The sequence below is a fragment of the Brucella sp. TWI559 genome (assembly GCF_039674265.1).
Taxonomy (GTDB): domain Bacteria; phylum Pseudomonadota; class Alphaproteobacteria; order Rhizobiales; family Rhizobiaceae; genus Brucella; species Brucella chromiisoli.
In genome coordinates, this window is sequence record NZ_JBDJNE010000001.1 from 750,762 (window position 1) to 775,854 (window position 25,093).

The window sequence follows — 25,093 nt, forward strand, 5'->3', positions numbered from 1 at the left end:
GAATTTTGGAGAATCGCGCTGCATGGTATTTCGTGCCGTCCACAGAGATAAGCAGATTCATGTGGTGGCGTTGCCGGATCTGATGATCCGGTCAGATAGGGCGCATGCGAAAATGGCACCGCTTTCGCCCTTTATGCTAAAGCCGTTGCAGCGGGTTCGGTTCTCTTTCAAAACGCATTATCGTGCCTGTGTGGCACTGGCGTCTGCAACCCTTATTGCGGGGGGGGCGTTGACGCTGCTCACGAGTGGCCTTGTGCGCCATGGCCATGCGTCCCAACCTGTGATGGTTGATCCGGCGACACTTGTTCATAGCCATGCAGCCATGAAGGAAGCCAGGCTGCTTCCTCACAATGCCATCGAGGATGATCGGCGCATTGCAAAGCGCATTGATATTGCAGAAGGCAGCCATGATGGTGCAGCCACACTCTTTACCTACCAGCATGTCATCCTTGATCTGCAAAATGATGCGGCAAAAGCGCCTTTGACGCGCAATCACATAAAATCACAGGCCGAAGCCGATCCGCAAATATTGGCGCTCGCCAATCAAAAAGGTGTACCGCTCAATGTAAGCTTCGCAAGACCGGTCGATATGGCTCGGCAGAACGTCCATGAAATCGTTCTTGCACCGCAATCGCAGGAAAAATTGAGTGTTCTCATGCAAGCCGCTGGCATAGCCACACAGGATGCAGAGAACCTTCAGCAAGCCCTTACGCGTAAAGAACTGGTGCCGGGGGACAATCTGGTATTGCTTCTCGATCAGTCGCCCAAAGCGGCTGCACGTATTCTGGTCGCAAGATTCAAGCATGGAAGCGCACCTGATTCTGTTTATGGTCGCACCGATGACGGGCTTTTCCGCTCCAATGGCAATCAGCGGCTTTTCGCACGTCTTTCTCATGATGCAATGCTAACTGCGGCCCATCCGCCCGTGAAGCTCGGTCACAACAGCTCTGTTCAATCCCGATTAATTGCATCTGGTGTTCCCCGTGTAGTCGCGGACGATGTCAGAAAGCTCGCTCGCGAAAATAATATAGCGTTTGATAAGGGGGCGAATGCGGCGCAGAAGATTGAACTGCTTTTCCGGGAAAGCGTCGATACCCATCCGGAACTCGTTTTTGTTGAGTTTGACACAAAAGGCGAGAAAAAGCGTCTTTACAGGCACGAGGTTGAAGGAAACGCCGATTATTTCAACGAAGACGGCTCTTCAATGACCAAATATCTTATGCATAAGCCTTTGCCAAATGGCCGTTTGAATGACGGGTTTGGCTGGCGTATTCATCCGGTCCTGCATGTGCGCAAGCATCATAATGGTGTGGATTATGATGCGCCAATTGGCTCTCCAATCGTTGCAGCGGGAGACGGTGTTGTTGAACTGATTTCATCGCAAAAGGGCTATGGCAAATATGTCCGTATCCGCCATCAGGGAGGCTACAGCACAACCTATGCCCATCTTTCGGGTGAGGTCAAAGGTTTGAAAGTCGGCCAGCATGTAAAGCAGGGAGAGGTGATCGCCTATGTGGGATCAACCGGCTATTCGACCGGTCCGCACCTCTATTATGAACTCAAGGTCGGAGATCATTATGTTGATCCACTTAAAGCGAATCTCAAGGCCGGTGAAAAGCTGACGGGTTCGTCCATGTCGAGCTTCCGTTCGGAAATCAATCACGTTGATAAGGTTTTCAAGCAAATGAGCCTGACGCCAACCATGGATGGCGACAGCAATCACACTGGACGATAGGCGTTTGCAAGGGCTACGAATTCCTCGACGCTTAATGTTTCGGCGCGGCGTGTTCCATCAATGCCAGTCTTTTCCAGCAAGGTTGCACCGCCGACGGGCTTCAGGCTCTGACGCAGCATTTTACGGCGCTGGCCAAAGGCTGCCTGCGTAATCTGACCAAGCGCATCTGCGCGGCATGGCAGCGGATTTTCACGCGGGATAATATGCACCACCGAAGACATGACTTTTGGTGGCGGCGTGAACGCCTGTGGCGAAACATCAAACGCGATTTTCGACTGCGTGCGCCAGCCTGCCAGAACACCAAGGCGTCCATAATGATCCGTATCAGGCGCAGCCACGATTCGCTCAGCCACTTCGCGTTGAAACATCAACGTCATGGACGAATAAAACGGTGGCCATGGCTCAGTCAAAAGCCAGTTAAGCAGCAATTGTGTACCGACATTATACGGCAGGTTTGCAACAATCCGTGGCTTTGGACCGTCGGGAAACAGTGCCTTGAAATCCTGCTCCAGCGCATCACCTGAAATGATCCGCAATCGGCCCGGATAATGCGCTTCGATCTCTGAGAGCGCATCCAGACAACGCTCATCGCGTTCAATCGCCGTAACATAAGCCCCTTGTGCCAGAAGCGCGCGGGTGAGGCCGCCGGGGCCGGGGCCAACTTCAATGACCGGCTGGTCTCCAAGTGGGCCGGATTGTCGTGCAATCTTCGATGTCAGGTTCAGATCGAACAGAAAATTCTGTCCGAGCGACTTTTTGGGCATAAGATCATGGCGCTCGATGACCTCACGCAGCGGCGGAAGAGTATCTATGCTCATGATTTGCGTCCTGCCTGATTTTCTGCAAGTTCCTGCGCAAGACGAATGGCGGCAATCAGGCTGTCAGGTCGGGCAATGCCTTTGCCCGCAATGTCAAAGGCTGTGCCGTGATCGGGCGACGTGCGGATAAAGGGCAGGCCCAGCGTGACATTGACCGTTTCATCAAAGGCCAGCGCCTTGGCAGGGATCAGCGCCTGATCGTGATACATACAAATCGCCACGTCATAGGTTGCGCGTGCGGGAGCGTGAAACATCGTATCAGCTGGCAGCGGCCCCCAGGCATTGATGCCTGAAGTCTGCAATTCTTCCACGGCTGGACGGATGATCGCGTCATCTTCCTTGCCGAGTGCTCCGCCTTCACCCGCATGCGGGTTAAGACCGGAAATGGCAAGGCGAGGGGAGGCAATGCCGAAGCGGTCGGTCAGTTCCTGCGCTGTGATATAGGCCACTTCCAGAATATCATCCTTGGTCAGTAAACGTGGCACGTCCGCAAGCGGTATGTGGATCGTCACGGGCACTGCGCGCAGTTCGGGGCCGGCAAGCATCATCACGGGAATGACTGTGCGCCCCAGATGTTTGCTCGCGAGCTCTGCGAGAAATTCCGTATGGCCGGGGTGTTGAAAACCTGCATCATAAAGCGGCTTTTTTGCAATCGGACACGTCACAACCGCAGACGTTTCGCCTGCTATTGTGAGGCTTACGGCGCGCTCAATGGCTTCAAGGATACCCGCAGCATTTTCTGGCAAAGGCTTTCCGGGGCTTTCCTTGTGCCGGTTGACAAGCGGCAACACCGGCAGCTGCGTATCGAAAATCTCTACGGCCTGTGAGGGTACCGTTATGGCTGCAACAGGCACATTCAAACCAAGAAGTTCGGCACGAGCCAAGAGCTGTTGTGGATCGGCAATTATCAGAAATGGCGGCAAAGAAAGCTCTGCGCGCTTTAGCCATGTATTCAGAGCGACGTCAGCTCCAACGCCTGAAGGGTCGCCAATGCTTATGGCGAGCGGAGGAACCGATTGAATGCGCATATGTTTTTCTCGAATTATAGAATAAGGGGGCAGAAGCCCCCTCAAATTATACTGTCATTTGGCGACTGCCAAGGCTTTAACGATTAACGATGGTTGCCTTTTCACGCAGTTCATCGACATATTTCTTGCTCAACGCTTCGGCTTTCTTCTCTTGCCCGGATGCAGAATCGGCACCTTCCATTGAGAAAACAAGCTGTGCAACGCGGTCATCGGAAACCTGACGTGTCGAGCACACTGCGAGAATTTCTACGCCTTTTTCCGTGTCATGCGGAGGTGTCGCACGATTGACGCTGGTGGCTTTTATGTCCTTGGCCCATTCGCCCGGAAGCTGCTGCTCAATAATGCGTCCCAGATCGCGCACAGTGACGTCGATCATGCCTTTGGTAAGCTGACGCGTGCTGTCGCAGCTTTGAAAACGCGAACGCAATGCATTTGCTTCCTGACGGCGCTTGCCCATTTCCGCTGGCGAACGCTTTGCGCTGGGAACAACAAAGATAACTTGCTGCAACTGATACTCGGTTGCGACCGGCTTTTTGCCACCATCCTTGAGCATGCGCTGTACCGCATCCTGCTCGCTGACCATACCCGTTGCGCGGAAACGGGCGCTGACAAGACGGCCCCAGCCCATCTGGACCATGATGTATTTTTTAAAATGGTCAGGCGTAATTCCAGCCTGATTCATAACCTGATTGAGCTGGGCGACACTCATCTTGTTTCGCGATGCAAACCCAGCATAAGCTTCGTCGACTTCCTTGTCGGAAATGTTCATGCCGCGCGTCTTCATTTCGATGCGCTTGAGCATTTCTTCCGTCAGTTCCTGACGAGCGGTCTGGTTAAGGTTGCCACCTTTGCGCTGCAACTTCAAAAAGTTGACGCGGCGTTGAATGTCACCATTGGTAATGACATTACCCGAGACAATGATCTTGGCCTCTGCTGAATTTGACGCGGCATGGGCCGGGCTCAGCATCGCAGCCGATCCAAGCGCCGTGAAGCATACGGCGGCGCCTATCATGGAGGCGAAAAGAGGTTTAGCAAACATCATCTTTCTTTCCCGGTTCCTTCAGGTCGGCAACGCAAAGCTTCGCCTGATCTTGTAACGTATCAGAGGTTCGCACGACAAAGCGACCCCAATACAAGCCAATCATATTAAGATGACTGTATAGAGGACCCAGTGCGGCGAAACAATGACCCGCGAGCATTTTACGACGTCTTTGAAGAGGCTTGGCTCAATAAAATTGATAAAAGCGCGTAGTATTCAGACCAAAAAACCGGAAGCAGTTTGGCTGCGTCCGGTTTTTCTTCTTTTAGAAGGACTGTGAACCGCTCCCAATATCGCCGAGTGTTCGGAACGATATATTGAAGCCCACACTATGCGTTACCTTGCTTTCACCCGGATTACGCGTCTGTACGTAAGCCATCGAATAGGTAAAGCACTCATCGTCATAGGCAAGACCGGACGAGGCGCGAACCAATGTATCGGAAACCAGATCGTAGGTACCCGAACCAAACACACGCCAGTTGTCATTGACCTTGACGTTTGTGGAGCCGCTGACTTCCTGGCGCAATTCCGAATAGCCGTATGCAGGCTGCGGCGCGATATAAGCATAACGCGCGGAAACGCTCAGGCGAGACCAGTTCTGTTGGGCTTCAAGTTCACCGCGTTTGAGTGCGAGGCTGTCTTTATCAAAGCGTCCACGGGCTGCAAATGCGAGGCCGGTTGAATTCGACGTTCCAATCATGCCAACATAGTCGGAACGCGCATCCTGCAGGCCCGAATCTTCGCCGACATTGACAAAATCGCTCGTACCGAACGAGTTTAAACCGCCGAGTTGAATCGACTGACCGCCAAGGGCGTAAAGACTCCAATCGCTGTAGTCGAAGCTGCCCGAATAACGCAGCCCGAAATTGGCGCGAGTGCCCCCTTCAACGCGATCATAGCCGGAGAACTTGTCACGCGAGAAAAGATTCGTCGCATCAAACACGAAGCTCTGCGCATCTTCATTTGGAAGCTGGCCTGCATAGCGTTCATTGTTGCGCATATAGATCTGGGCAATTGGCTCCAGAATATGCGTCGAACTTGTGCTTGAGAACAGGATCGGCCAGCGCAGTTCAAGACCCGCAGTCGCCATCGCACGCAGTGCCTCAGACTTGACCACCGCATCCGTGAAACCCGCGACAGCGGGATCAAAATTCGTACTCACGTTGATCGCATCGGCGCGAAGCGCCAACAAAGGCGTAATCACGAGACCGGAATCGGTGATGATCGTGCGCTTCCACTCAACTTCGCCCGTCAGGCGGGTATTTGTACCGCTGAAACCCGGAATGCGTGGGTAGTCAGGAGTTACTTTCCCCCAAGACCCATCAGGCAACTTACCATAAGTATAAGCGTAATTCGCGTTCTTGCGGTAAAGAACCTGCAAATTGCTGGTGAAGTTCAGCTCGCCGCCATAAACGGATTCAGGTGCTGTATAAGAATAGTCGAGGCTTGGGAAAACCCAAGGTTGCTTTGAGTGCATCTCCACATCGCTATAATCAGATGTGACAGGATAGGATTCCTGCACGTTGAAGCGATAGAAGTTGAGGTCAAAGTAATTGCGATTATTGATGCCGCGCAGGTAAATATTGGAAACCTGTGTCTGGCTTGAATAACCTTCCAAGCTATATGTGCGGCTGAAATTCCGATCAGTCTGGGCCATAATATCCCAGCCAGCCTTCCAGCGCGCATTGATGTCGAAATCACCTTTCGATGCGATCATGCCGCGATTTTTTTCTTCGCGATCAATTGTGTTTGCATCGAACTCGCCGGGCTTCATCTGGTGAATGCCCGCGATCTGGAGATTATAGGTGCCGTTCTCGAGACGATGACGCCATTCAGCCTGTGTCAGAAAACCTTGCTTTGTGTAAGCGGTGGTTGAAAGTGTCAGGTCATAATTGGGTGCAAGCGCCCAGAAATAAGCGTTCTTGATGCCGAAACCGAGCTTGTCTTTATATGCAAAGCCCGGAAACAGGAAGCCGCTCTTCCGCTTGACTGTTGGATCAGCCATCTCGAAAGCGGGGAAATAAGCGAGCGGCATTCCGAAAAGTTCAAACTTGCCGCGCTCGAAACGCACGGTTTTGGTCGCGCTGTTCCAAATGATTTTGCGTGCCTTGATCTGCCAGAGAACCGGCTTGTCAGGATTCTTTTCGCAAGCCTGACAGGCTGTGTAGACACCATTATTGAATGTGGTGATCTCGCCATTGCTGCGTTCCGCACTTTCGGCTGCAAAGCGCGTGTTGTCTGTCGTCTCAACGCGCAGACCATTGACGAAGCCATCGCGGAAACTATCCGTCACATCCAGATGATCGGAATAAATCTTGTTACCGTCGCGTTCGACGATCTCGACATTGCCTGTCGCGGTCATGCGACGGGTCTGCTGATTGTACGTTACCTGATCCGCAACGAGGCGATTGCCATCATATTCGATGCGCACTTTACCTTGAGCGGTAACAACATTGACGTCACGATCATAGACGAGCTCATCCGCCTGCAAAATCATGCGCGCATTGGGATCGCTCTGGTAATTTGCACCGAGAGCGTCCTGCGCATGAACCTGCGAAGGGAGAATTGCGACTGAAATGAAAGGTATAGCAAGGGCGCACACCAAAGCCGTCCCGCGTGCGAGACGCGAGAATGAATGGGGCAATACCATGCGGGTGTTACTCAAACCCACTAACCATCCTCCTTATGCAACAAAAAGGAGACACCAAAAAATGTCGCAATAACAACTGGAACCCAGGCAGCAACGAATGGCGGAACGAATCCCGCATTCCCGAATGCCTTCACCAAGACTGAAACGACATAAAGCATGAAGCCAGCAACAACGCCACCCAGAATCATCGCACCGGACTGACCAAAGCGCACAAATTTCAATGACACTGTTGCAGCAATGAGCGTCATTGCCATCAAGAGCGCAGGTAAGGCCAGAAGTGACTGGTATTGCATGTCAAATGCGTTTGCCGAATAACCGAAAGAACGCGCAACCTCGATCTTGTGACGCAATTGCGTAAACGGAATCGTATCGGGGGAGGCGAGCTTTTCTTCCACATATTCCGGGCGCAGCTGCGTCGGAATACTGAAGCTTTCCATTTTGCGCGGCTCTTCACCGCGCGAGAATTGTGTGACGTCGGTCAGTTCCCAGTGACCGTCCATAAGCTTCGCGGTGCGCGCATCATAGCGATTGCTGATTTTCTTCTTGTCATCGAACTGAATAAAGGTCGCATCGGCAAGCGTTGCTCCGCGATCCAGAATGCTTTTGGCGCCAATAATCGTTTCGCCTTCATCGGTCTTCTGTCGAAGCCATGGATCACGCAACGCTGATACGTCCGTCACTTTGCCAGTCTTCCAGTTGGAAGCGATTTCATCGGCTTTCGAGAAACCGTAAGCGGCAAACGGATTGAGAATAAAGATCGTCGCCAGACCAAACAGCAAAGCGCCAAAACAAGCTGGCAGCAGGAACTGCCATGCCGAAACCCCGACCGAACGCGCAACGACAAGTTCATACTTACGATTGAGCGAAATCAGCGTCGCCATGGCGGAAAACAAGGCCACAAAGGGGATCATCTGCTGCATGATGAAGGGAACGCGCATTGCAGAGATCCCAAGCGCGATCCAAACGGAATAGCCCGGAAGATTTGCAAGTTTGCTGGCGTTTTCCGTGAAGTCGAGCAGCAGAGCCAGCGCGAAAATGCCGAGCAAAAAATAGAATGTAATCTGCACATAGCGGACAAAGAAGTAACGCCCAAGGGTCCAGCCAATCATGCGTGCCCTCCTGAGTTTTTACGCAGTCGGCCAAGCGCACGATTATAAGTGCCGGAGGCATACCCCCTGAAGCGATCAAAGCCATCAAGAATGCGATCGTTCCACTTGTCAGGAAGCCCGATACGACGTCCCGTGAAAAGGGCAAAACCAGTCAACAGAATCACACCGAGCGGTATCAGATACATGATGAAAATATAGGTTTCGTCCTTGTCCGCACGGTCAGCCGAGAAATAGCCAGCCCAATAGACAAGCAATGCAGTGCTGATCGCCGAGAAGGACGCAGAGACACGGGCTTCGCGGTGCGAGCGCGAGTCACCGGCATAGGCAAGGGCAATCATCGCAAACACAATTGGGTAAAGCCATTCTGTCAGGCGACGATGCAATTCCGCTTTGTAACGAAGAGGACGCGTCTGCAGGATCGGATCGTTCGGATCCGGGTTAAGCAGATAGGACAGCGGACGATCCTTGGCATAAATAACAAAATCGTCGCCAGCCGATGTGAACTGGCTGAGATCAAATGCATAAGAATTGAACTTGATGATCGAAACCGTACCGTCAGAAACATCCCTGCGCTGGACTTCCCCATCCTTCATCAGCAACATGTCGCCTGCGGGCGTGGTGGCAATGTTGCCGTCTGCTGCATAGTAAATCAGATCAAGCGTCGGGTCGCGGGAATCGGCGATGAACAGACCGCCAATGCTGCCATCGGGGCGGCGCTCTGCGATCTGGATATAAAGATTATCGGCGAGTTTGCGGAAATTGCCTTCCTGTACAACGACATTGAGCATATCCGCGCTCGCATTGGCGATCATGGCTCGCATATTCATGCGCGCATAGGGATCGACGTAGTTCGCAACCAGAAACGATACGAGCGAAATAATCGCGGCGAGTATCAAAATCGGACGCATGACGGCACTGCGTGGCGCGCCCGAGGCGTTGATGACGACAAGTTCGGAATCCTGGTTCATCGTCGAAAGTGTCTGCGTAATGGCAATGATCAGCGCAAATGGCATAACCAGAGGGATTGCAGACGGAATAAGCAACGAACTGAACTGGATGATTGTCTGAATGGACTGGCCGCTGGTGGTGAGAAAATCCACACGTTGAAGCACTTGCACTGTCCACGTAATGCCCACAGCAGCACCGAGTACCGCTAAGAACATGACCGCCACGCGGCGCAGGATGTACAACTCGATCAATCTCATGGGTGGAGTTTACATCCTGGTTCCGTTGAAAAAGCCTGACCCTTAAACAGAATCGTGGCTCGAAAATTAACAGCTACACTAATTGGACTTGGCTAAAATTAGCCAAAGAAATTAGGTTAACAGATTACTAAAGTTTTTTGGTTGATACCAGCGACCGTGTCTCTAAAGCCATTGGAATAATCGACGCAACCCGTTTTCATCTATTTTCGCTGTAAGACAAGATAGGTTCATATCCAAGGCTCGCAAGTTTTTATTCGAGTTAACGCAAAACTGATTTTCATTGAACGTCACTCTTGCCGTTTCGCCATATTCGTCTCACATGAGTAAGGAAAAGTCGCGACACAATCGTGTCATCTCATGGTCTGAGTTTGTTTGGAGTTGTTATGTCGAAACGTCCTTCCATTTCTTTCAGTGAATTTTCAGCCCCCCATAAAGGCGTAAGCATCGTTCTGGTTGCCAAGGGCGGCGGCTTTTCAGAAGAAGCCGCGCAGGCCGTTGGCGGGTCAGAAAAAATTGCGCGCATCATTGAAATCTCTGGCTTTTCGGGTGCTTTGGGCAAAACTGCCGAAGCCATTGAAACGACGGAAGGCGGTATCGATAAGATCGTTTTGGTTGGTGCGGGCGACCCCGGCGAACTTGGTAATGACGACTGGGTCAAAATTGGCGGAGCCGCATTTTCGCGAATCGGCAAGGCAGAACGCGCGACACTCACGCTTGCACTGCCGGAAACCACAATCGCTGGCGACGAAGCAGGCGATGTGGCTCTGGGCATGATTCTGCGTTCTTATGACTTCAATCGTTATAAAACCCGCAAAAATGAAGAAAACAACGAGCCAAAGCATTCTGCAAAGGTTCACATTCACGTTGCTGATGTTCATAGCGCCAAAAGAGCCCTTGAAGTTGCTGACGCCGTTGCCGATGGCGTGCTCAAAGCACGCGATCTGGTCAATGAGCCAGCCAACATTCTCGGCCCTGTCGAGTTTGCTGAGGAAGCGCAGAAGCTTGAAAAGCTTGGCGTGAAGGTCGAGGTTCTCGGCGAAAAGGAAATGAAGAAGCTGGGCATGGGCTCTTTGCTGGGGGTCGCGCAGGGCTCTGTTCGCCCACCACGTCTCGTTGTCATGGAATGGCAGGGTGCCAAAGCCAAGGAAAAGCCGGTCGCGTTTGTCGGTAAAGGCGTGGTGTTTGATACGGGCGGCATCTCGATCAAGCCTGCCGCTGGCATGGAAGAAATGAAAGGTGACATGGGCGGCGCTGCTGCTGTCACCGGATTGATGCGGGCGCTCGCAGGACGCAAGGCGAAGGTCAATGCAATCGGTGTTATTGGCCTTGTCGAAAATATGCCGGATGGCAATGCGCAGCGCCCCGGCGACATTGTAACGTCAATGTCCGGCCAGACGATCGAAGTCATCAACACGGATGCCGAAGGCCGTCTCGTGCTGGCAGATGCACTTTATTACACCAATGATCGCTTCAAGCCGCAGTTCATTATCAATCTGGCGACGCTGACGGGTGCGATTCTCGTGGCGCTTGGCACACACCATGCGGGTCTGTTCTCCAATGATGATGAGCTCGCAGACCAGCTTTATGACGCTGGTCAGGCAACAGGTGAAAAGCTGTGGCGTATGCCGATGGGCAAGGAATACGACAAGATGATCGATTCCAAGTTTGCCGACATGAAAAACAGTTCGGGTCGCTACGCCGGCTCAATTACGGCAGCACAGTTCCTCAAGCGCTTTGTCGGTGATACACCTTGGGCGCATCTTGATGTAGCCGGAACGGCGATGGCATCCCCAACCAACGAATACAGCCAGACCTGGGCGTCGGGCTATGGCGTTCGTCTGCTGGACCGTCTTGTGCGGGATAACTTCGAAAGCTGATTTCGATTCAGAAACAACGGTATGGGCTGAGAAGGTGAATCGCTTTCTCAGCCCCGCCAAATCCTATACAAAGAGCGCATGGCTGAAATTCTCTTTTATCACCTCACAGAATCGACGCTGGATGAAGCGCTTCCGGGCCTTGTCGAACGTTCGATAACACGTGGATGGCGCGTCGTCATTCAGGCTGTGACCGAGGAACGGCGTGACGCTTTAGACAGTCTTTTGTGGACTTTCTCGGATACGTCTTTTGTGGCCCATGGCACCGATCATGAGCCGCTTGCTGAGCATCAGCCGGTCTTGCTGACCACATCGCAAGCCAATTTGAATGGCGCCACTGTCCGCTTTCTTGTGGAGGGGGCGGCGCTTGAAGATGCAAGCCCTTATGATCGGCTGGTTGTCATGTTTGATGGTCACAATCAGGAGCAGCTTGAAAATGCGCGCGCCCAGTGGAAAACTTTCAAGATGGGGAACCACGATTTGACCTATTGGCAACAGACACCGGATCGTCGTTGGGAGCGCAAAGCCTGATGCGTGCCGTCTTTATCGCAATGATTGTGGCGGGCTTCGGTTTAGCCCTCGGCTACCCATGGTATATGCGCCATTTCACAGGCGATGAGATTGGGCGGTGGCCGATTCTTGAAAGCCGTCAGGCTGGCTTCATTACACAGGAAGTTAAGCTTGAAGCGAGCGATGCACCGGTTCGTATTTTCGTGGATGCCACGCCATTGCCGGGCTATGTACCAGCTGAACGCCGTTCGGCGATAACTCTGGCTGTCAGCCGTGATGGTTTCCCAGTTCTTTCTCAGGGGTTGGATTTTGCTTCGGGCAGCAGTTCCATCAACACGGATCGTCCGCAGGATGGAAGTGTTTTGCGTCAGAGTGCAGGCGATATCGATCCTGTCTTGTCTGGCACTTATGCATTTCACGCTGTTCAGGGCAATACGGATAGTTTGCAACTCTCAAAGGCCGAACTCGTGCTGAGACGCGGTGCTGAGGAAGCGGATGAGACTTATACAACGATCGGACTCATCCTTGGTGTGCTCGGTGTCTATGCGCTGATGCGCACGCGCATTCGACGGCGGGTTGAATAGAAACTTATTCGGCCATTGCTTCTTCATATTCGGAAGACATTTCCAGCCATTTGTCTTCCGCATCGGCAAGCGCTGATTTTGCTTCGCTCATTTCCTTGTTGAGGCGTATCGCCTTCTGTGGCTCTTTCTCATAAAGGGCGGGGTCTTCCAATTGCGTGGTGAACCCTTGAATCTGTTTCTGCAGTTTCTGCATCAAGTTCTCGGTTTCCTTGATCTTTTTGAGCAAGGGCGCGAATGTCTCACGCTTCTGGGCGGCAAGCTTGCGCTGCTCTGCCTTGTTGATCTTCGGCCCTTCGTCGCGCTCTGAAACCTGTTCGCCCTTGGCATCGGCCAGCACGATCTGGCGATATTCGTCCAGATCGCCATCGAATGCCTTCACAGCCCCTTCACGCACCAGCCACAGACGTTCCATGGTTGCTTCGATCAGGTGACGGTCATGCGCAATCAGGATAACGGCGCCATTGAAGGCATTGAGCGCATGAACCAGTTCTTCACGGCTGTCGATGTCGAGATGGTTGGTCGGTTCGTCAAGGATCAGCAGGTTCGGACCATGGAAGGTTGCAAGCCCCATCAGAAGACGTGCTTTTTCACCACCAGAGAGATCTCTGGCAGGTGTCAGCATCTTTTCTGTCGAAAGCCCCATCTGGGCAACACGCGCACGCACCTTTGCTTCCGGCTCGCCCGGCATGAGCTTGCGCACATGCTCAATTGCATTGTCTTCCGGAATGAGATCATCCATCTGATGTTGCGCAAAGAACGCCACTTTCAGATTGGGCGAAAGCGTCAGCGTTCCTTTTTCCGGCTGCAACCGACCGGCAATCAGCTTGGCAAGCGTCGACTTACCGTTGCCGTTTGAACCGAGCAGTGCAATGCGGTCATCATTGTCGATACGCAGCGTCACATTGCGCAAAACCGGCTTGCCCGGCACATAACCGACATCGGCATTATCCAATGCGATAATCGGCGAAGCGGCTTTCTTCTCTGCATCGGGAAAACGAAATGGCTGCACATTGCTTTCAACATAAAGCTCAATGGGCTTGAGCTTTTCCAGAGCCTTCATGCGCGATTGTGCCTGACGTGCCTTGGTCGCCTTGGCGCGGAACCGCTCTACAAAGGATTCCATATGCTTGCGGTGCGCTTCCTGCTTGGCATGGGCCTTTTGCTGAAGCTCCAGCATTTCGTGGCGCTGCCGTTCGAACTGATCATAATTGCCGCGCCAGAAGCTGATTTTCTTCTGGTCGAGATGCATAATTGACGATGTAGCCGAATTGAGCAGATCGCGATCATGGCTGATGATGATGACGGTGTGCGGATAACGCTTCACATAATCAACCAGCCACAACACGCCTTCAAGATCGAGATAGTTGGTCGGCTCGTCGAGTAGCAACAGATCGGGTTCGGCAAAAAGCACGGCTGCAAGCGCCACGCGCATACGCCAGCCGCCTGAGAAGGCGGAAGCGGGGCGGCGCTGTGCTTCGGCGTTGAAACCAAGACCTGACAGGATCGCGCCTGCGCGCGCTTCCGCTGAATGGGCATTGATGTCAGCAAGGCGTGTATGAATTTCAGCAATCCGGTGAGGGTCGGTTGCCGTCTCCGCCTCTTCAAGAAGCGCTGCACGTTCCTTGTCCGCTTTCATGACGATTTCAATGAGCGCATCTTCTGTGCCGGGCGCTTCCTGCGCTACTTGACCAATGCGTGTATTTTTCGGCAGGGAAATACTGCCGGTCTCAGAGGCGAGATCGCCGGTGATGACACGAAACAGGGTCGATTTTCCGGTGCCGTTGCGGCCGACAAAACCTGTCTTCGAACCCGCTGGCAGCGTGATGCTGGCGTGGTCGATCAGGAGGCGTCCGGCGATTCGTACGGAGATGTCGTCAAGAATAAGCATGGTGAAAAGGCTTTTGCACGGCTTGAGATATTTCCGCAAGTATCAACTATTCGCTATCAGGCGAAACGGCGGCCCGCTTCGCTGCGCTGAAACTGAATAAGATCAAGCGATGGCGCATCCGCACGCAACCGTGTGAGTCCTGCATGGATTTGCCCGCGATGGTGCGTTTGATGGTTGAAGAGATGGGCGAGTGCCGGGGCGACCCGCTGGCTGATCGTTCGCACATTGGTTGCTGTCATGTAGGTGAAGCGTCCAGCAAGTTGTTCAGCATTCATGCTTTCAACATATTGACAGATGCGCTCATCTTCAGCCTTTCGCATGGTGCGGAGCTTTATAAAATCATCAGTGATAATTGCATCAAGCTGGTTGGGATGGTCGCCTTCGCCGGTAAAGCGCTTCATCCAGATGCGGTCTGTGACCAGCAAGTGATTAAACGTGCGGTGTATCGATCCAAAATACAGGCCCAGATCTACTCGATAGTCGATGTCGCTCAGATCAGCCGCTGCTGAATAGAGCAAGTCATTGGCCCAGTGATTGTAATGAGCGAACATTAAAAAGTGCTGTTCCATGATTTTCCCCCCGAAGGCATTTCCAGCAAAAGCGCACAGCGTCTTTGTATGAGATAACGCCAAAGACATAACGACAGAGCAGCTATTTTGCATCCCGAAAGACATATGACGCTCTGGTGAATCGAATTACCCTTCTATGCAGCCAATTTTCTGCTCTCTCAAGCTGATAAGCGCGTTGGGTGAGGCGCTCCCCCTTGGCAATCGGGCCTATCACGGTTATAGAACCCCACTTTCCGAATTTTCCATCATACAAGGTGTCATATGGCAATCGAACGTACTTTCTCCATGATCAAGCCTGATGCAACCCGCCGCAACCTGACCGGTGCGATTACTGCCAAGCTTGAAGAAGCTGGTCTGCGCGTTGTTGCTTCCAAGCGCGTCTGGATGAGCCGCCGCGAAGCTGAAGGCTTTTACGCAGTTCATAAAGAGCGTCCTTTCTTTGGTGAACTGGTCGACTCGATGTCTTCGGGCCCGACAATTGTTCAGGTTCTCGAAGGCGAAAACGCAATTGCCAAGAACCGTGAAGTCATGGGCGCAACCAACCCGGAAAACGCAGACGCTGGCACGATCCGCAAGGAATTCGCACTGTCGATCGGCGAAAACTCGGTTCATGGTTCGGACGCTCCTGAAACGGCTGCTGAAGAAATCGCTTACTGGTTCTCCGGTACAGAAATCGTCGGCTAATTCAGCATTTCCAGCAAAAGTGCAGCGCGGTTTTGCGTAGGATAATGCAATAAAGAAGTCAGATGGATTGAAAAAGCCCGGTCGCAAGACCGGGCTTATTTTATTGCGGCATTTGAGACGATCAAAGGCTCTGTGCAAGCCTTGCCAACTCGTCGCCGCTCTCATCAATCAGGACAAGTTTTCCAGAATCCATTTTGTATGAACGTGTTTTGCCGAGCACATCGAGGAACTTGCGTTCTTGATTCATCAGTGCAGGTGGGCACTGCATGTAGGTCGAACCAATTTCACCGAAAGAAATATTGCTGCCTGATATCGTTGCCTTGCTCATGAAACGGTTGCAACCGCCGGAGCCGCTCACTGTGCCATCGGAATCAACCATAAGAGTGGTCTGGGCAGTATCGATGACGCCGCCGCCCTGAATATCCTCCGCGAGCCAGTCTTTGCCTTCGATCCCGATTGCAACGGTATCGTCTGTGCCTTTACGGACCATAACGAGCTTGAGTTCGATGGGGGCTGTGACATTTTTGGGATCAACCGTGTAACGCTCGTCAGTGACAAACCATAAGGTATCACCGGCAGCAATGCGTGCCTGCAAGGCATAGCTGTGCTGTGGTTCGAGTTGGTCTGTATCGAAGCTGATCGCAAAGGGGATCGGTGAGCCTTGTGGTGCTTCTATCCGTGTCTCCCCAATTGTCTTGGAAGGAGCGTCCGCGCGAGAAACATCAATGAGCTGCACGATAAGGTGCGCTTCGGGGGGAAGCGCAATGCGCTCACGATAGGAGGCCTTGCCGCTGATTGTCTTTTCGGCAGCAATACTCGCGGTTGGCATTGATGTTGTGACAAACATTGCGGCACCACCAAGCATGCCAATGCCGGCAGTGAGCGCTGCCACGATAGAAAGGGTTTTTGTCAGACCTTTTGCCATTGCCAAATTTAAAACTTTCGTTCCCCCAATTTTTAGTCATGCGGCTGCAGACATGTTACCGGATGTTCAAGGCAACCGAATTCGCGCGACACCATGACGAATGAGGCAAACATTAACCGTTGCTTCATGTGAAAATTGTGGCGGTGTGATTTTATGCCGTCAATAGTTCCCATATTTTAGGGGGTTAATTAGTTAATTCGCCATTAAATGCGTCTTACGATATCTGATAAATTGGAAAAAGAATGTTGCGGGCGACTTCTTGGGTTCGCTTTTCAGTCTTTCTGCCAGCGCTGGCGGCTTTGCTCGTCTTCGGCTTTTGATTCGACCCAGCCGCCGATTTTTCCATCCATCAGATGCTCGCGCTTCCAGAAGGGGGCTCCGGTTTTCATGAAATCCATGAGATAGGATGCGGCCTCAAAGGCCACCTGACGATGCAACGATGCTGTGACAACGAGAACGATGTTTTCGCCGGGCTTGATAAGGCCGTAGCGATGAATGATCGAAACGCCACAGAGCGGCCAACGCGCTATCGCTTGCTCCGCGATGCGGCGAATCTCCACCTGTGCCATGCCGGGATAATGTTCAAGTTCAAGCGCGGCAAGCGTACCGCCTTCATCGCGACAAAGGCCCGTGAAGCTGACAATCGCACCTATATCCGTCCGACCATCGCTAAGCTTTCGGACTTCCGCGGCCATGTCTAAGTCGGCATCACGGATATCAATGAAGAGAGGGCAGATGTCAGGCTGCACCATTTCAACCACCGGTCATAGGTGGAAAAAGCGCCACTTCATTGCCGTCTCTGACCAGTTCATCATGGTCAGCGTGCTCCTGATTAATCGCGGCGCGAATAACCTTTTCATGCTCAAGCGCAGCGTCATATTCTTCGCCAAGGCTTTTGAGGTGTGCGATCAGATCTCCGACGGTGATTGTCTCGCAGGCAAGTTCGATGGCTTCCTCTCCCTTGCCGATCTTTTCACGCACCCAGGCGAAATAGACGAGCTTAATGCGCATAATTATCAATCCATGACGTGCTTGAGGCCTGCGCGGAAATAATCCCAGCCCGTGTAGAGTGTCAGGATTGCAGAAATCCAAAGCAGAACAATGCCGATCTCAGTCGTATAGGGCAGGATTTTTTCGCCAGCGGGCCCCGCCAGCAGAAAGGCCAGAGCAACCATCTGTGCGGTTGTCTTCCATTTTGCCAGTTTCGAAACCGGTACGCTGACTTTCAGCTCGGCAAGATATTCACGCAATCCCGAGACAAGAATTTCACGGCAGAGAATGATGATGGCTGCCCACAGCGTCCATCCGGCGATGGTGCCATCGGCTGCCAGCAGCAAAAGACATGCCGAAACCAGAAGCTTGTCAGCGATTGGGTCAAGCATACGGCCGATGGTCGATGTTTGCTGCCAGATGCGGGCAAGATAACCATCAAAGAAATCAGTGATGCTGGCGATGGCAAAAATTGCCAGTGCGGTCCAGCGCGACGTGTCACTTGATTGAAGACTGCCCTCCACAAAAAAGCACAAAACGACAAGTGGCACGGCGATAATCCGTGCGTAAGTCAGTATGTTTGGCAAGGAGAGAGTGTGATTTTTCCGCATAGCACCGTCGCATTCGTTATTCGTGCACAACAACAGGGATGACCGAGAAAATCAACACCTGCTCATGTGTTCTTCCGGGACGTAATGACGCCCTTGGAGGAATAGTTGCCGAAACCCGGACAAAATTACGTCATCGGTCGTGAAAATGATCGTGAATCGTGCGCGCCATGGCTTCCGATATGCCATCAATCTGCATCAGGTCTTCAATCGCCGCTCTGGAAACGGCTTTGGCCGTGCCGAAATGGTGGAGAAGGGCACGCTTGCGCGTTGGACCGATTCCCGAAATTTCATCAAGCGGATTGGCGACCATTTCTTTTTTGCGGCGCGCGCGATGCGTGCCGATGGCAAAGCGATGGGCTTCATCGCGCATACGCTGAATGAAATAGAGCACAGGATCGCGCGGTGGCAGCGTAAAGGCCGGCTTGCCTTCCACGAAAAAGCGTTCCCGTCCCGCTTCGCGATCAACGCCCTTGGCAATGCCGATGGCCGTCACAAGATGGCTGATACCCAGTTCGCCAAGAATCTGGCGCACCGCGCCCACTTGCCCCTGACCACCATCGATAAGCACGACATCCGGCCATGAAGGGAAGGCGTCGTTGGTTTCCGCATCGCTTACAGGCTCAGGCTCGCCATGTTCCTTGACCAGCCGTGAAAACCGCCGTTCGATCACTTCGCGCATCATGCCAAAATCATCGCCCGGCGTGATGTCCGTCGATTTAATATTGAACTTGCGATACTGATTCTTCACGAAGCCTTCCGGTCCGGCAACGATCATACCGCCGACAGCATTCGTTCCCATGATATGCGAGTTATCATAGACCTCGATGCGGCGTGGTACATGCGGCAGGCCAAAGGTTTCGGCCAGCCCCTTGAGCAACCGTGTTTGCGAAGACGTCTCGGCCAATCGACGTCCCAGTGCTTCGCGGGCATTGGTCAAAGCGTGATCAGTCAGCTCTTTCTTTTCGCCACGTTGCGGCACAGTGACGTGAACGCGATGATTGGCACGGGTGGATAAGGCTTCTGCGAGAAGCGTCTGATCCTCAATGCTTTGCGAAAGCAGAACCAGCTTCGGGCAGGGCTTGTCATCATAAAATTGCGAAAGGAAGGCACCGAGAACCTCCGCAGGTCCGAGCGAGCTGTCGGCTTTCGGGAAATAGGCGCGGTTGCCCCAGTTTTGGCCGGTGCGGAAGAAGAAGACCTGAATACAGGTCATGCCGCCTTCCTGATGGATGGCAAACACATCGGCTTCTTCGACAGTCTGCGGATTGATGCCCTGATGCGATTGCACATGTGAAAGCGCTGAAAGGCGATCACGATAAACGGCTGCATGTTCGAAATCGAGATCAGCAGATGCCGCCTGCATGGCTTTTGCAAGATGGTCTTTGACGTTCTGGCTTTTACCCGACAGGAAGGCTTTGGCTTCGCTCACAAGCTCTGCATAACCCTCGTCGCTGATCTCATGCGTGCATGGGCCCGAACAGCGCTTGATCTGGTAAAGCAGGCAGGGGCGGGTGCGTGTTTCGAATACTGAATCTGTGCAGGTGCGCAGCAAAAAGGCGCGCTGCAATGCATTGATTGTGCGGGTAACAGCACCACCGGACGCAAATGGTCCGAAATATTCTCCCTTGCGCGTGCGGGCGCCGCGGTGCTTGAAAATGCCGGGTGCGCGGTGGTTTCCGCTCAACAGAATATAGGGAAATGACTTATCGTCACGCAGCAGCACATTAAATCGTGGCCGCAAACGCTTGATAAGATTCGCTTCAAGCAGCAGCGCTTCCGTCTCCGTGCGGGTGACAACAAATTCCATTGTTGTCGTTTCGCTGATCATGCGTGTGATGCGGTTGGAATGACCAATGCCGCGCGCATAATTGGAAACGCGTTTTTTCAGACTGCGCGCCTTGCCAACATAGAGGACATCGCCGGCGCTGTTAAACATCCGATAAACGCCAGGATTGTTTGGCAGATGCCTCACGAATGCATTGATGATGTCGGCGCCGCTCAGGCCTTTTGTATCCGGCAGCCCTTCCGATGAATCCCACTCAATAGAATCGACAATCGGTGCGACAGGCACGATCCCTTCCAGATCGCCGTCATCGTCTTCATCCATGTCTGCATCATCGATGACAATGCCAGCCGCATCCTCTTCATCATTCGATGGCAGGTTTGGAGCATCGTCATGGGGCTTGCGCGGGTCATTCATTCCGTAATTCCTGCTATATCCGGCGTTTCCCACGCCAGATGCTGCCCACTATCAAGCGCGATCATCTGTCCTGTCACCGATCGGCTTTCCCAGAAGTAGCGAATAGTACGTCCAAATTCTGACAGATCGGGCGCGCGTGCCAACGGCAGACGGCTGACCTGCAACTCAAAATCATCCACGCTCTGCCTCTCGCTGGGAAGTGTGGGGCCAGGAGCTATGGCATTGACCCGAATGCGCGGGGCCAGCGCCTGTGCCAGCGTTTTTGTGGCGTTCCACAACGCAGTTTTAGAAAGCGTATAGGAAAAGAATTGTGGATTGAGCTTCCAGACGCGCTGGTCAATCACATTGATAATAAGGCCATCGCTGCCATCGGGGAGGGCTTTTGCCATTTCTTCAGCGAGAATCACCGGGGTTTTCAGATGAATTGCAAAGTGGCGATCCCAAAGCTGCATATCGAGACTGCCAACCCGATCATCTTCAAACAATGAGGCATTGTTAACGAGCAGACGAATCGGCCCAATCTTGTTGGAAGCCCGTGCGATTAAACCTCTAACATCATTCTCATCGGCAAGATCAGCTTTGACAATGCAGGCCTTTCCGCCTTTTGCCATGATCTGATCCGCAAGAGCACGAGCTTCTTCGGCGGAACGATTATAGTGAATCGCGACAGGAAAACCCAGAGCAGCCAGGTCTTCCACCATGGCCTTGCCTATGCGCCGTGCCCCGCCGGTCACCAGAACTGGGCAAGTTGCAAGCGGATTGGTTTGCGGATTTTCCAACAGGGTAAACACTTTCTTATCGTGATTCATCGCTTCGATTCTTGCCATCTTACCGGGAAAAATACAGCGTAAAACTGAAACTCTGATGACCTCCACTGACAAAAAACTAACAAATTCAGTGGTTTCAATTTCATCACCTTGTCTTCAAGCAACGCTTTCGATGTTGCAAGCCGTAATATAGGGGCAATATCGAGGCGTTGCCAGAATGCAACATCACAGTTTTGCCATGTTCTCGACAGGTTCTTTCCACAGAAGCGGAAAGATCATGCCGCAATTACCAACGATATGTCTGTCCTGTCAGCGCGGCATGGATGGATCACTCCCAATTGCTGTTCGCCCGATAAGGGACCGCGCTAAAGGTAATTTATTGAAGGAGAATGCAATGCGCACTCTTAAGTCTCTCGTAATCGCCTCGGCTGCGCTGCTGCCGTTCTCTGCAACTGCTTTCGCAGCAGACGCGATCATGGAACAGCCTCCTGTTCCTGCTCCAGTTGAAATGGCTCCTCAGTACACCTGGGCCGGCGGTTACACTGGTTTGTACCTCGGCTACGGCTGGAACAAGGCGAAGAACGAATCGTCCGTTTTCAGCGATCCTACAATTAAGCCTAATGACTGGAAAACCGGTGCTTATGCTGGCTGGAACTTCCAGCAGGATCAGTTCGTATACGGTGTTGAAGGTGACGCAGGTTACTCTTGGGCTAAGAAGTCCCGCGATGGTCTGGAAGTTAAGCAGGGCTTTGAAGGCTCGCTCCGTGGCCGTCTCGGTTACGACCTGAACCCAGTTATGCCTTACGTAACTGCTGGTGTTGCTGGTTCGCAGATCAAGCTCAGCAATGCTGTTGACGACGAAAGCAAGTTCCGCGTTGGTTGGACAGCAGGCGTTGGTATGGAAGCTAAGCTTACCGACAATATTCTGGGCCGCGTTGAATACCGCTACACCCAGTTCGGTAACAAGACCTACGACCTCGGCAACGAATCGGTTCGTAACAAGCTCGACACACAGGACGTTCGCGTCGGTATCGGCTACAAGTTCTAATGACTTCGTAATTGAACGAAAAAACCGGGCAGGAAACTGCCCGGTTTTTTTTATTTCATTTTTTAAGCGTGGGGCAGAAGCTTTGAGAGTTCGGGGTGCAGCTCTCCGAACCGCTTCATCCAGCGCTTGAGCTTTGGCCGTCCACGCTCCCATTTGCCTTCAAAGCGCAGCGCCAGATAACCGAGCGTGGCCGCCAGGGCCAGATGGCCACCATGCAACTTAGCCGCAAGACGCGGCGGGGCTTCGTTTAAAAGATCAAGCGCACGTTCAGCCTTGCGCCATTGCAGGTCGAGCCAGGGCTGATGAATTTTGTCTTCAGGACGTGAGCGGCGCTCATAGACATGGGCAAGAAGGACGTCAGACAGTCCATCCGCGATGGCTTCAAAGCGTTCGGCATCGGTACGCTTTTCTGCATTGCGCGGGAAAATTTTGTTGCCTGATACGCGATTAAGGTACTGCATAATCGCACGGCTATCGAAAACACTCTTTCCGTCATCTGTGATGAGTGTTGGAATTTTCCCAAGTGGATTGGCGTTGATAAGATTTTCTGGCTCAGCAGAGGTTGTCACAACCACGCTTTCAAATGGAACTTGTGCATAAGCGGCGGCCATTCTTACCTTCGCGCTATAGGGCGAGGCGGGAGAATAAAGGATCTGAGTCATTATTATTCCTGAGGTTAAGATTATCGCGTCGCTGGCATCAGAACGGAACGGCTGCGACATGCATTATTGTTAATTTGTTCGCAGGGCCGAAATTTAAGGTCTTTCGTCATGCAGATTCGGACTTCCTGCAAATAATTTCGATTGCAGGAAATGGATATACCATCCTGCTTCATACCCGGATTAGCCGCAATGAAGGCCTTTTCCACCAGCATAGGATCAACGCGGCGCGAGATCGCAAGATTGCGGAGGCTGGGCGGAATGTTCACTTGCTCATAAGCCTGACGGATCGTTGAAAAATATTCATCCTGCGCAAGACCTGAACAGCTTCCATGCTTGCGCCACTGATGCGCAATCAGACCTGTCGATGGCATAATGTCGGATACGCTGGAAACAATTTGCCGGGGAACGAAACTGCCGCGACTGCGGCTATTGTCCAACTGGCAATTGGCCGGATAGCCCCATTCGTTCTGTGGCCAAAGACCATGCACGACGAAGCCGAAGGGGCGCGACGTCCCGCATTGCTGTTTGTTGGCTCTTGGCCCTTCAAGAGTGCAATAGCTTGGCGACCATGAAAGGGAGAGAACATAGAAATCGAAATCACCGGGGCGGCTATTGCCCCGGTCCTGCGCCATTGCTGATAGCGCTGAAAGGGAAGTGGCAAGAAGGGCGGCGGTTATCGCCGCCAGTTTGCGCAGCATCGCTGACACGATCAGCGCAGGACGCGGCAGCTGGCGTCGAAGACATACCAGCGGTCAAAGCCGTCGACGCAGAATTCAACATTGCTGCCCACGCCTGCAAAGCCCTGGCCTTCTTCAACCAGGTACCAGACCGGGCGATACTGGCCATCGCTCAAAACGGCTGTTGCCTTACAATAGGTGCGCTCAATCTGGGCCGGATTGTTTTTTGGCTCATAGCGTGTGAGGCGAACATCGCTCATCGCGGTTATGCGAACCTGCGGCAGATGTGGCACATGGCGAACCTGATAGCCGAAATCAGAAACCACGCGGCGCAGTACGCTTTGCTGATTGCACAAACCTGCATCGCCAACAACGGCTGGTGCCGGCGCCAAATAGTCGGCAGCACTTGCGGGCAGCGAGGCAAACGTCAGGGGAGTGACCGAAGCAGAGAGAAATGCTGCCCTAGAAAACTGTCCGATGCGATCCAACTTGCGTTGCATATCTCTATCCTGTCTTACAATTCGAGCATGACGCTCGCTTTTCAAACTCAGGTGCAGTTTCTTTCAGCAATGGCCAGCGGTCAAGTGCGATCCGTCTCGCTGCGTATCCATTGAATGCTGAAATTGCTCCCCTTTTCTTCCGCAAGTAATTTGGTAAGGCAGGGAAGCAGGATTTGCATCTCACTTTCGAGTGTGTAAGGCGGATTGACGACAATCATCCCGGTCCCATCAAGGCGCGGTTCGGACGATGGTGCGCGAATCGCAAGCTCGATCTTCATGATTTTCGGGATCTCGGTTTCCCGCAGGCGCTTTGTGAATCGGTCAGTCTCTTTCCGGTCTTTGACCGGATACCACAGCGCATAAGTCCCGCCGGGAAAGCGTTTGTAAGCCTTCACAAGCCCATCGACGAGACGATCAAACTCGCCTTCTATCTCGAATGGCGGATCGACCAGAACAAGCCCACGCTTTTCTTTGGGCGGCATATGCGCTCCAAGCGACAGCCAGCCATCAAGCGCAATGACCCGCGCCTGATAATCACCATCAAACAGTTTCGCCAGTTTCTTGGCATCCTGCGGATGCAGCTCCAGCGCCGACAGACGATCCTGTTTGCGCAGAAGGTGGCGCGTAAGAAGCGGAGAGCCGGGATAGTGTTTCAGCTCATTGCCCTTATTGACCGACCGAACGGCATCCAGATAAGGCTCAAGCAGTTCGATTGCTTGTGGCGGGATTTCAGCCTTTTCAACGGCATCCATGATACGGCGAATACCGCCGATCCATTCGCCAGTCTTGCCGGCCTCCGTGCCACGCAGATCATAGAGCCCTATGCCTGCATGGGTATCGACCACGCGGAAGGCTTGTTCCTTGCGCTTGAGATATTCGATGATGCGGGAAAGGATGACGTGTTTGACGACATCGGCAAAGTTCCCGGCGTGATAGGCGTGACGGTAATTCATATTCGCGTTTGTTTCATGCCTCGTCGCTTTCGGCAATATCCCAGTGCTGCGAAATGTGAGATACAAC

General features: G+C 52.8%; 24 protein-coding genes. 6 read left to right on the forward strand and 18 right to left on the reverse strand.

Going from position 1 to position 25,093, the window contains the following annotated elements; genetic code table 11:
* Positions 1-22 precede the first annotated feature (22 nt).
* Complete coding sequence (locus ABE530_RS03550; protein WP_499693586.1) at positions 23-1,735, forward strand: M23 family metallopeptidase; 1,713 nt, start codon at positions 23-25, stop codon at positions 1,733-1,735.
* On the opposite strand, the gene rsmA is transcribed toward ABE530_RS03550, so the two are convergent.
* The 6 genes from rsmA to lptF all read right to left on the reverse strand — a co-directional run bounded on the left by rsmA (position 1,720) and on the right by lptF (position 9,584).
* Positions 1,720-2,553 (reverse strand): 16S rRNA (adenine(1518)-N(6)/adenine(1519)-N(6))-dimethyltransferase RsmA, encoded by an 834-nt coding sequence (gene rsmA / locus ABE530_RS03555; protein ID WP_499693587.1) that lies wholly within the window; start codon positions 2,551-2,553, stop codon positions 1,720-1,722. The genes ABE530_RS03550 and rsmA overlap by 16 nt on opposite strands.
* Positions 2,550-3,581 (reverse strand): 4-hydroxythreonine-4-phosphate dehydrogenase PdxA, encoded by a 1,032-nt coding sequence (pdxA, locus tag ABE530_RS03560; RefSeq protein WP_499693588.1) that lies wholly within the window; start codon positions 3,579-3,581, stop codon positions 2,550-2,552. Before pdxA ends, rsmA begins: the two co-directional genes overlap by 4 nt.
* A gap of 76 nt (positions 3,582-3,657) precedes the next feature.
* Complete coding sequence (locus ABE530_RS03565) at positions 3,658-4,623, reverse strand: SurA N-terminal domain-containing protein (protein WP_265983292.1); 966 nt, start codon at positions 4,621-4,623, stop codon at positions 3,658-3,660.
* Positions 4,624-4,885: 262 nt separating this feature from the next.
* Positions 4,886-7,270 carry an LPS-assembly protein LptD gene (locus ABE530_RS03570; RefSeq protein ID WP_499693666.1) on the reverse strand — a complete coding sequence of 795 codons (2,385 nt, stop codon included), beginning with the start codon at positions 7,268-7,270 and terminating at the stop codon, positions 4,886-4,888.
* A gap of 20 nt (positions 7,271-7,290) precedes the next feature.
* A complete protein-coding gene (gene lptG / locus ABE530_RS03575; RefSeq protein ID WP_499693589.1) occupies positions 7,291-8,379 on the reverse strand; it encodes an LPS export ABC transporter permease LptG in 1,089 nt (362 codons plus the stop codon).
* Positions 8,376-9,584: an LPS export ABC transporter permease LptF gene (gene lptF / locus ABE530_RS03580; RefSeq protein ID WP_499693590.1), complete on the reverse strand. Its 1,209-nt coding sequence runs from the start codon at positions 9,582-9,584 to the stop codon at positions 8,376-8,378. The genes lptG and lptF overlap by 4 nt, the downstream gene beginning before the upstream one ends.
* 383 nt (positions 9,585-9,967) lie before the next feature.
* On the opposite strand from lptF, the gene ABE530_RS03585 reads away from it, so the two are divergent.
* The 3 genes from ABE530_RS03585 (at position 9,968) to bspB (ending at position 12,552) form a co-directional block, all read left to right on the forward strand.
* Positions 9,968-11,461 carry a leucyl aminopeptidase gene (locus ABE530_RS03585; RefSeq protein ID WP_265983297.1) on the forward strand — a complete coding sequence of 498 codons (1,494 nt, stop codon included), beginning with the start codon at positions 9,968-9,970 and terminating at the stop codon, positions 11,459-11,461.
* Between the two features lie 78 nt (positions 11,462-11,539).
* The gene (locus ABE530_RS03590) at positions 11,540-11,989 is read left to right on the forward strand and encodes a DNA polymerase III subunit chi (protein ID WP_396996887.1); all 450 of its coding nucleotides are present in this window, start codon (positions 11,540-11,542) and stop codon (positions 11,987-11,989) included.
* Positions 11,989-12,552 carry a type IV secretion system effector BspB gene (gene bspB, locus ABE530_RS03595; RefSeq protein ID WP_499693591.1) on the forward strand — a complete coding sequence of 188 codons (564 nt, stop codon included), beginning with the start codon at positions 11,989-11,991 and terminating at the stop codon, positions 12,550-12,552. The genes ABE530_RS03590 and bspB overlap by 1 nt, the downstream gene beginning before the upstream one ends.
* Positions 12,553-12,556: 4 nt before the next feature.
* On the opposite strand, the gene ABE530_RS03600 is transcribed toward bspB, so the two are convergent.
* Positions 12,557-14,440 carry an ABC-F family ATP-binding cassette domain-containing protein gene (locus ABE530_RS03600; RefSeq protein ID WP_265983301.1) on the reverse strand — a complete coding sequence of 628 codons (1,884 nt, stop codon included), beginning with the start codon at positions 14,438-14,440 and terminating at the stop codon, positions 12,557-12,559.
* Positions 14,441-14,496: 56 nt separating this feature from the next.
* Positions 14,497-15,009 carry a DinB family protein gene (locus ABE530_RS03605; protein ID WP_499693592.1) on the reverse strand — a complete coding sequence of 171 codons (513 nt, stop codon included), beginning with the start codon at positions 15,007-15,009 and terminating at the stop codon, positions 14,497-14,499.
* Between the two features lie 261 nt (positions 15,010-15,270).
* On the opposite strand from ABE530_RS03605, the gene ndk reads away from it, so the two are divergent.
* Positions 15,271-15,693, forward strand: a complete 423-nt coding sequence (ndk, locus tag ABE530_RS03610) for a nucleoside-diphosphate kinase (protein ID WP_265983304.1) — start codon at positions 15,271-15,273, stop codon at positions 15,691-15,693.
* 121 nt (positions 15,694-15,814) lie between these two features.
* Here ndk and ABE530_RS03615 read toward each other — a convergent pair whose 3' ends face one another.
* The 6 genes from ABE530_RS03615 to ABE530_RS03640 all read right to left on the reverse strand — a co-directional run bounded on the left by ABE530_RS03615 (position 15,815) and on the right by ABE530_RS03640 (position 21,228).
* Positions 15,815-16,618, reverse strand: a complete 804-nt coding sequence (locus ABE530_RS03615) for an META domain-containing protein (RefSeq protein ID WP_499693593.1) — start codon at positions 16,616-16,618, stop codon at positions 15,815-15,817.
* A 272-nt stretch (positions 16,619-16,890) separates the two neighbouring features.
* Positions 16,891-17,370: a molybdenum cofactor biosynthesis protein MoaE gene (locus ABE530_RS03620; protein ID WP_499693594.1), complete on the reverse strand. Its 480-nt coding sequence runs from the start codon at positions 17,368-17,370 to the stop codon at positions 16,891-16,893.
* A gap of 1 nt (position 17,371) precedes the next feature.
* A complete protein-coding gene (gene moaD, locus ABE530_RS03625; RefSeq protein WP_499693595.1) occupies positions 17,372-17,629 on the reverse strand; it encodes a molybdopterin converting factor subunit 1 in 258 nt (85 codons plus the stop codon).
* 5 nt (positions 17,630-17,634) lie between these two features.
* Positions 17,635-18,219 carry a CDP-diacylglycerol--glycerol-3-phosphate 3-phosphatidyltransferase gene (gene pgsA, locus ABE530_RS03630; RefSeq protein ID WP_265983311.1) on the reverse strand — a complete coding sequence of 195 codons (585 nt, stop codon included), beginning with the start codon at positions 18,217-18,219 and terminating at the stop codon, positions 17,635-17,637.
* A gap of 130 nt (positions 18,220-18,349) precedes the next feature.
* A complete protein-coding gene (gene uvrC, locus ABE530_RS03635) occupies positions 18,350-20,419 on the reverse strand; it encodes an excinuclease ABC subunit UvrC (protein ID WP_499693596.1) in 2,070 nt (689 codons plus the stop codon).
* Positions 20,416-21,228 carry an SDR family oxidoreductase gene (locus ABE530_RS03640; protein WP_499693597.1) on the reverse strand — a complete coding sequence of 271 codons (813 nt, stop codon included), beginning with the start codon at positions 21,226-21,228 and terminating at the stop codon, positions 20,416-20,418. Before ABE530_RS03640 ends, uvrC begins: the two co-directional genes overlap by 4 nt.
* A 352-nt stretch (positions 21,229-21,580) precedes the next feature.
* Between ABE530_RS03640 and omp25 the strand changes: the two genes are divergently transcribed.
* Positions 21,581-22,234: an outer membrane protein Omp25 gene (gene omp25, locus ABE530_RS03645; protein WP_265983314.1), complete on the forward strand. Its 654-nt coding sequence runs from the start codon at positions 21,581-21,583 to the stop codon at positions 22,232-22,234.
* Positions 22,235-22,296: 62 nt separating this feature from the next.
* Here the strand turns inward: omp25 and ABE530_RS03650 are convergent, their stop codons facing one another.
* From ABE530_RS03650 to ABE530_RS03665, 4 genes are all read right to left on the reverse strand, one after another.
* A complete protein-coding gene (locus ABE530_RS03650) occupies positions 22,297-22,896 on the reverse strand; it encodes a glutathione S-transferase (RefSeq protein WP_499693598.1) in 600 nt (199 codons plus the stop codon).
* A gap of 20 nt (positions 22,897-22,916) precedes the next feature.
* The gene (locus ABE530_RS03655) at positions 22,917-23,594 is read right to left on the reverse strand and encodes a ribonuclease T2 family protein (protein ID WP_396996959.1); all 678 of its coding nucleotides are present in this window, start codon (positions 23,592-23,594) and stop codon (positions 22,917-22,919) included.
* A gap of 11 nt (positions 23,595-23,605) precedes the next feature.
* On the reverse strand, positions 23,606-24,073 hold the full coding sequence (locus ABE530_RS03660; RefSeq protein ID WP_499693599.1) for a phage portal protein: 468 nt from the start codon (positions 24,071-24,073) through the stop codon (positions 23,606-23,608).
* Positions 24,074-24,153: 80 nt separating this feature from the next.
* Positions 24,154-25,026, reverse strand: coding sequence for a 23S rRNA (adenine(2030)-N(6))-methyltransferase RlmJ (locus ABE530_RS03665; protein ID WP_265983318.1), 873 nt, complete (start codon positions 25,024-25,026; stop codon positions 24,154-24,156).
* Positions 25,027-25,093: the final 67 nt, after the last annotated feature.

Bases quoted from the DNA above. Each gene is read 5' to 3' on its own strand.
- ABE530_RS03620 (WP_499693594.1), bottom strand. From the start codon at position 17,370: ATGGTGCAGCCTGACATCTGCCCTCTCTTCATTGATATCCGTGATGCC.
- ABE530_RS03640 (WP_499693597.1), bottom strand. From the start codon at position 21,228: ATGAATCACGATAAGAAAGTGTTTACCCTGTTGGAAAATCCGCAAACC.
- ABE530_RS03605 (WP_499693592.1), bottom strand. From the start codon at position 15,009: ATGGAACAGCACTTTTTAATGTTCGCTCATTACAATCACTGGGCCAAT.
- ABE530_RS03600 (WP_265983301.1), bottom strand. From the start codon at position 14,440: ATGCTTATTCTTGACGACATCTCCGTACGAATCGCCGGACGCCTCCTG.
- ABE530_RS03570 (WP_499693666.1), bottom strand. From the start codon at position 7,270: ATGGTATTGCCCCATTCATTCTCGCGTCTCGCACGCGGGACGGCTTTG.
- ABE530_RS03550 (WP_499693586.1), top strand. From the start codon at position 23: ATGGTATTTCGTGCCGTCCACAGAGATAAGCAGATTCATGTGGTGGCG.
- ABE530_RS03665 (WP_265983318.1), bottom strand. From the start codon at position 25,026: ATGAATTACCGTCACGCCTATCACGCCGGGAACTTTGCCGATGTCGTC.
- ABE530_RS03585 (WP_265983297.1), top strand. From the start codon at position 9,968: ATGTCGAAACGTCCTTCCATTTCTTTCAGTGAATTTTCAGCCCCCCAT.
- ABE530_RS03655 (WP_396996959.1), bottom strand. From the start codon at position 23,594: ATGCTGCGCAAACTGGCGGCGATAACCGCCGCCCTTCTTGCCACTTCC.
- ABE530_RS03615 (WP_499693593.1), bottom strand. From the start codon at position 16,618: ATGGCAAAAGGTCTGACAAAAACCCTTTCTATCGTGGCAGCGCTCACT.
- ndk (WP_265983304.1), top strand. From the start codon at position 15,271: ATGGCAATCGAACGTACTTTCTCCATGATCAAGCCTGATGCAACCCGC.
- lptG (WP_499693589.1), bottom strand. From the start codon at position 8,379: ATGATTGGCTGGACCCTTGGGCGTTACTTCTTTGTCCGCTATGTGCAG.
- ABE530_RS03650 (WP_499693598.1), bottom strand. From the start codon at position 22,896: ATGACTCAGATCCTTTATTCTCCCGCCTCGCCCTATAGCGCGAAGGTA.
- rsmA (WP_499693587.1), bottom strand. From the start codon at position 2,553: ATGAGCATAGATACTCTTCCGCCGCTGCGTGAGGTCATCGAGCGCCAT.
- ABE530_RS03590 (WP_396996887.1), top strand. From the start codon at position 11,540: ATGGCTGAAATTCTCTTTTATCACCTCACAGAATCGACGCTGGATGAA.
- pgsA (WP_265983311.1), bottom strand. From the start codon at position 18,219: ATGCGGAAAAATCACACTCTCTCCTTGCCAAACATACTGACTTACGCA.
- bspB (WP_499693591.1), top strand. From the start codon at position 11,989: ATGCGTGCCGTCTTTATCGCAATGATTGTGGCGGGCTTCGGTTTAGCC.
- pdxA (WP_499693588.1), bottom strand. From the start codon at position 3,581: ATGCGCATTCAATCGGTTCCTCCGCTCGCCATAAGCATTGGCGACCCT.
- ABE530_RS03660 (WP_499693599.1), bottom strand. From the start codon at position 24,073: ATGCAACGCAAGTTGGATCGCATCGGACAGTTTTCTAGGGCAGCATTT.
- lptF (WP_499693590.1), bottom strand. From the start codon at position 9,584: ATGAGATTGATCGAGTTGTACATCCTGCGCCGCGTGGCGGTCATGTTC.
- moaD (WP_499693595.1), bottom strand. From the start codon at position 17,629: ATGCGCATTAAGCTCGTCTATTTCGCCTGGGTGCGTGAAAAGATCGGC.
- uvrC (WP_499693596.1), bottom strand. From the start codon at position 20,419: ATGAATGACCCGCGCAAGCCCCATGACGATGCTCCAAACCTGCCATCG.
- omp25 (WP_265983314.1), top strand. From the start codon at position 21,581: ATGCGCACTCTTAAGTCTCTCGTAATCGCCTCGGCTGCGCTGCTGCCG.
- ABE530_RS03565 (WP_265983292.1), bottom strand. From the start codon at position 4,623: ATGATGTTTGCTAAACCTCTTTTCGCCTCCATGATAGGCGCCGCCGTA.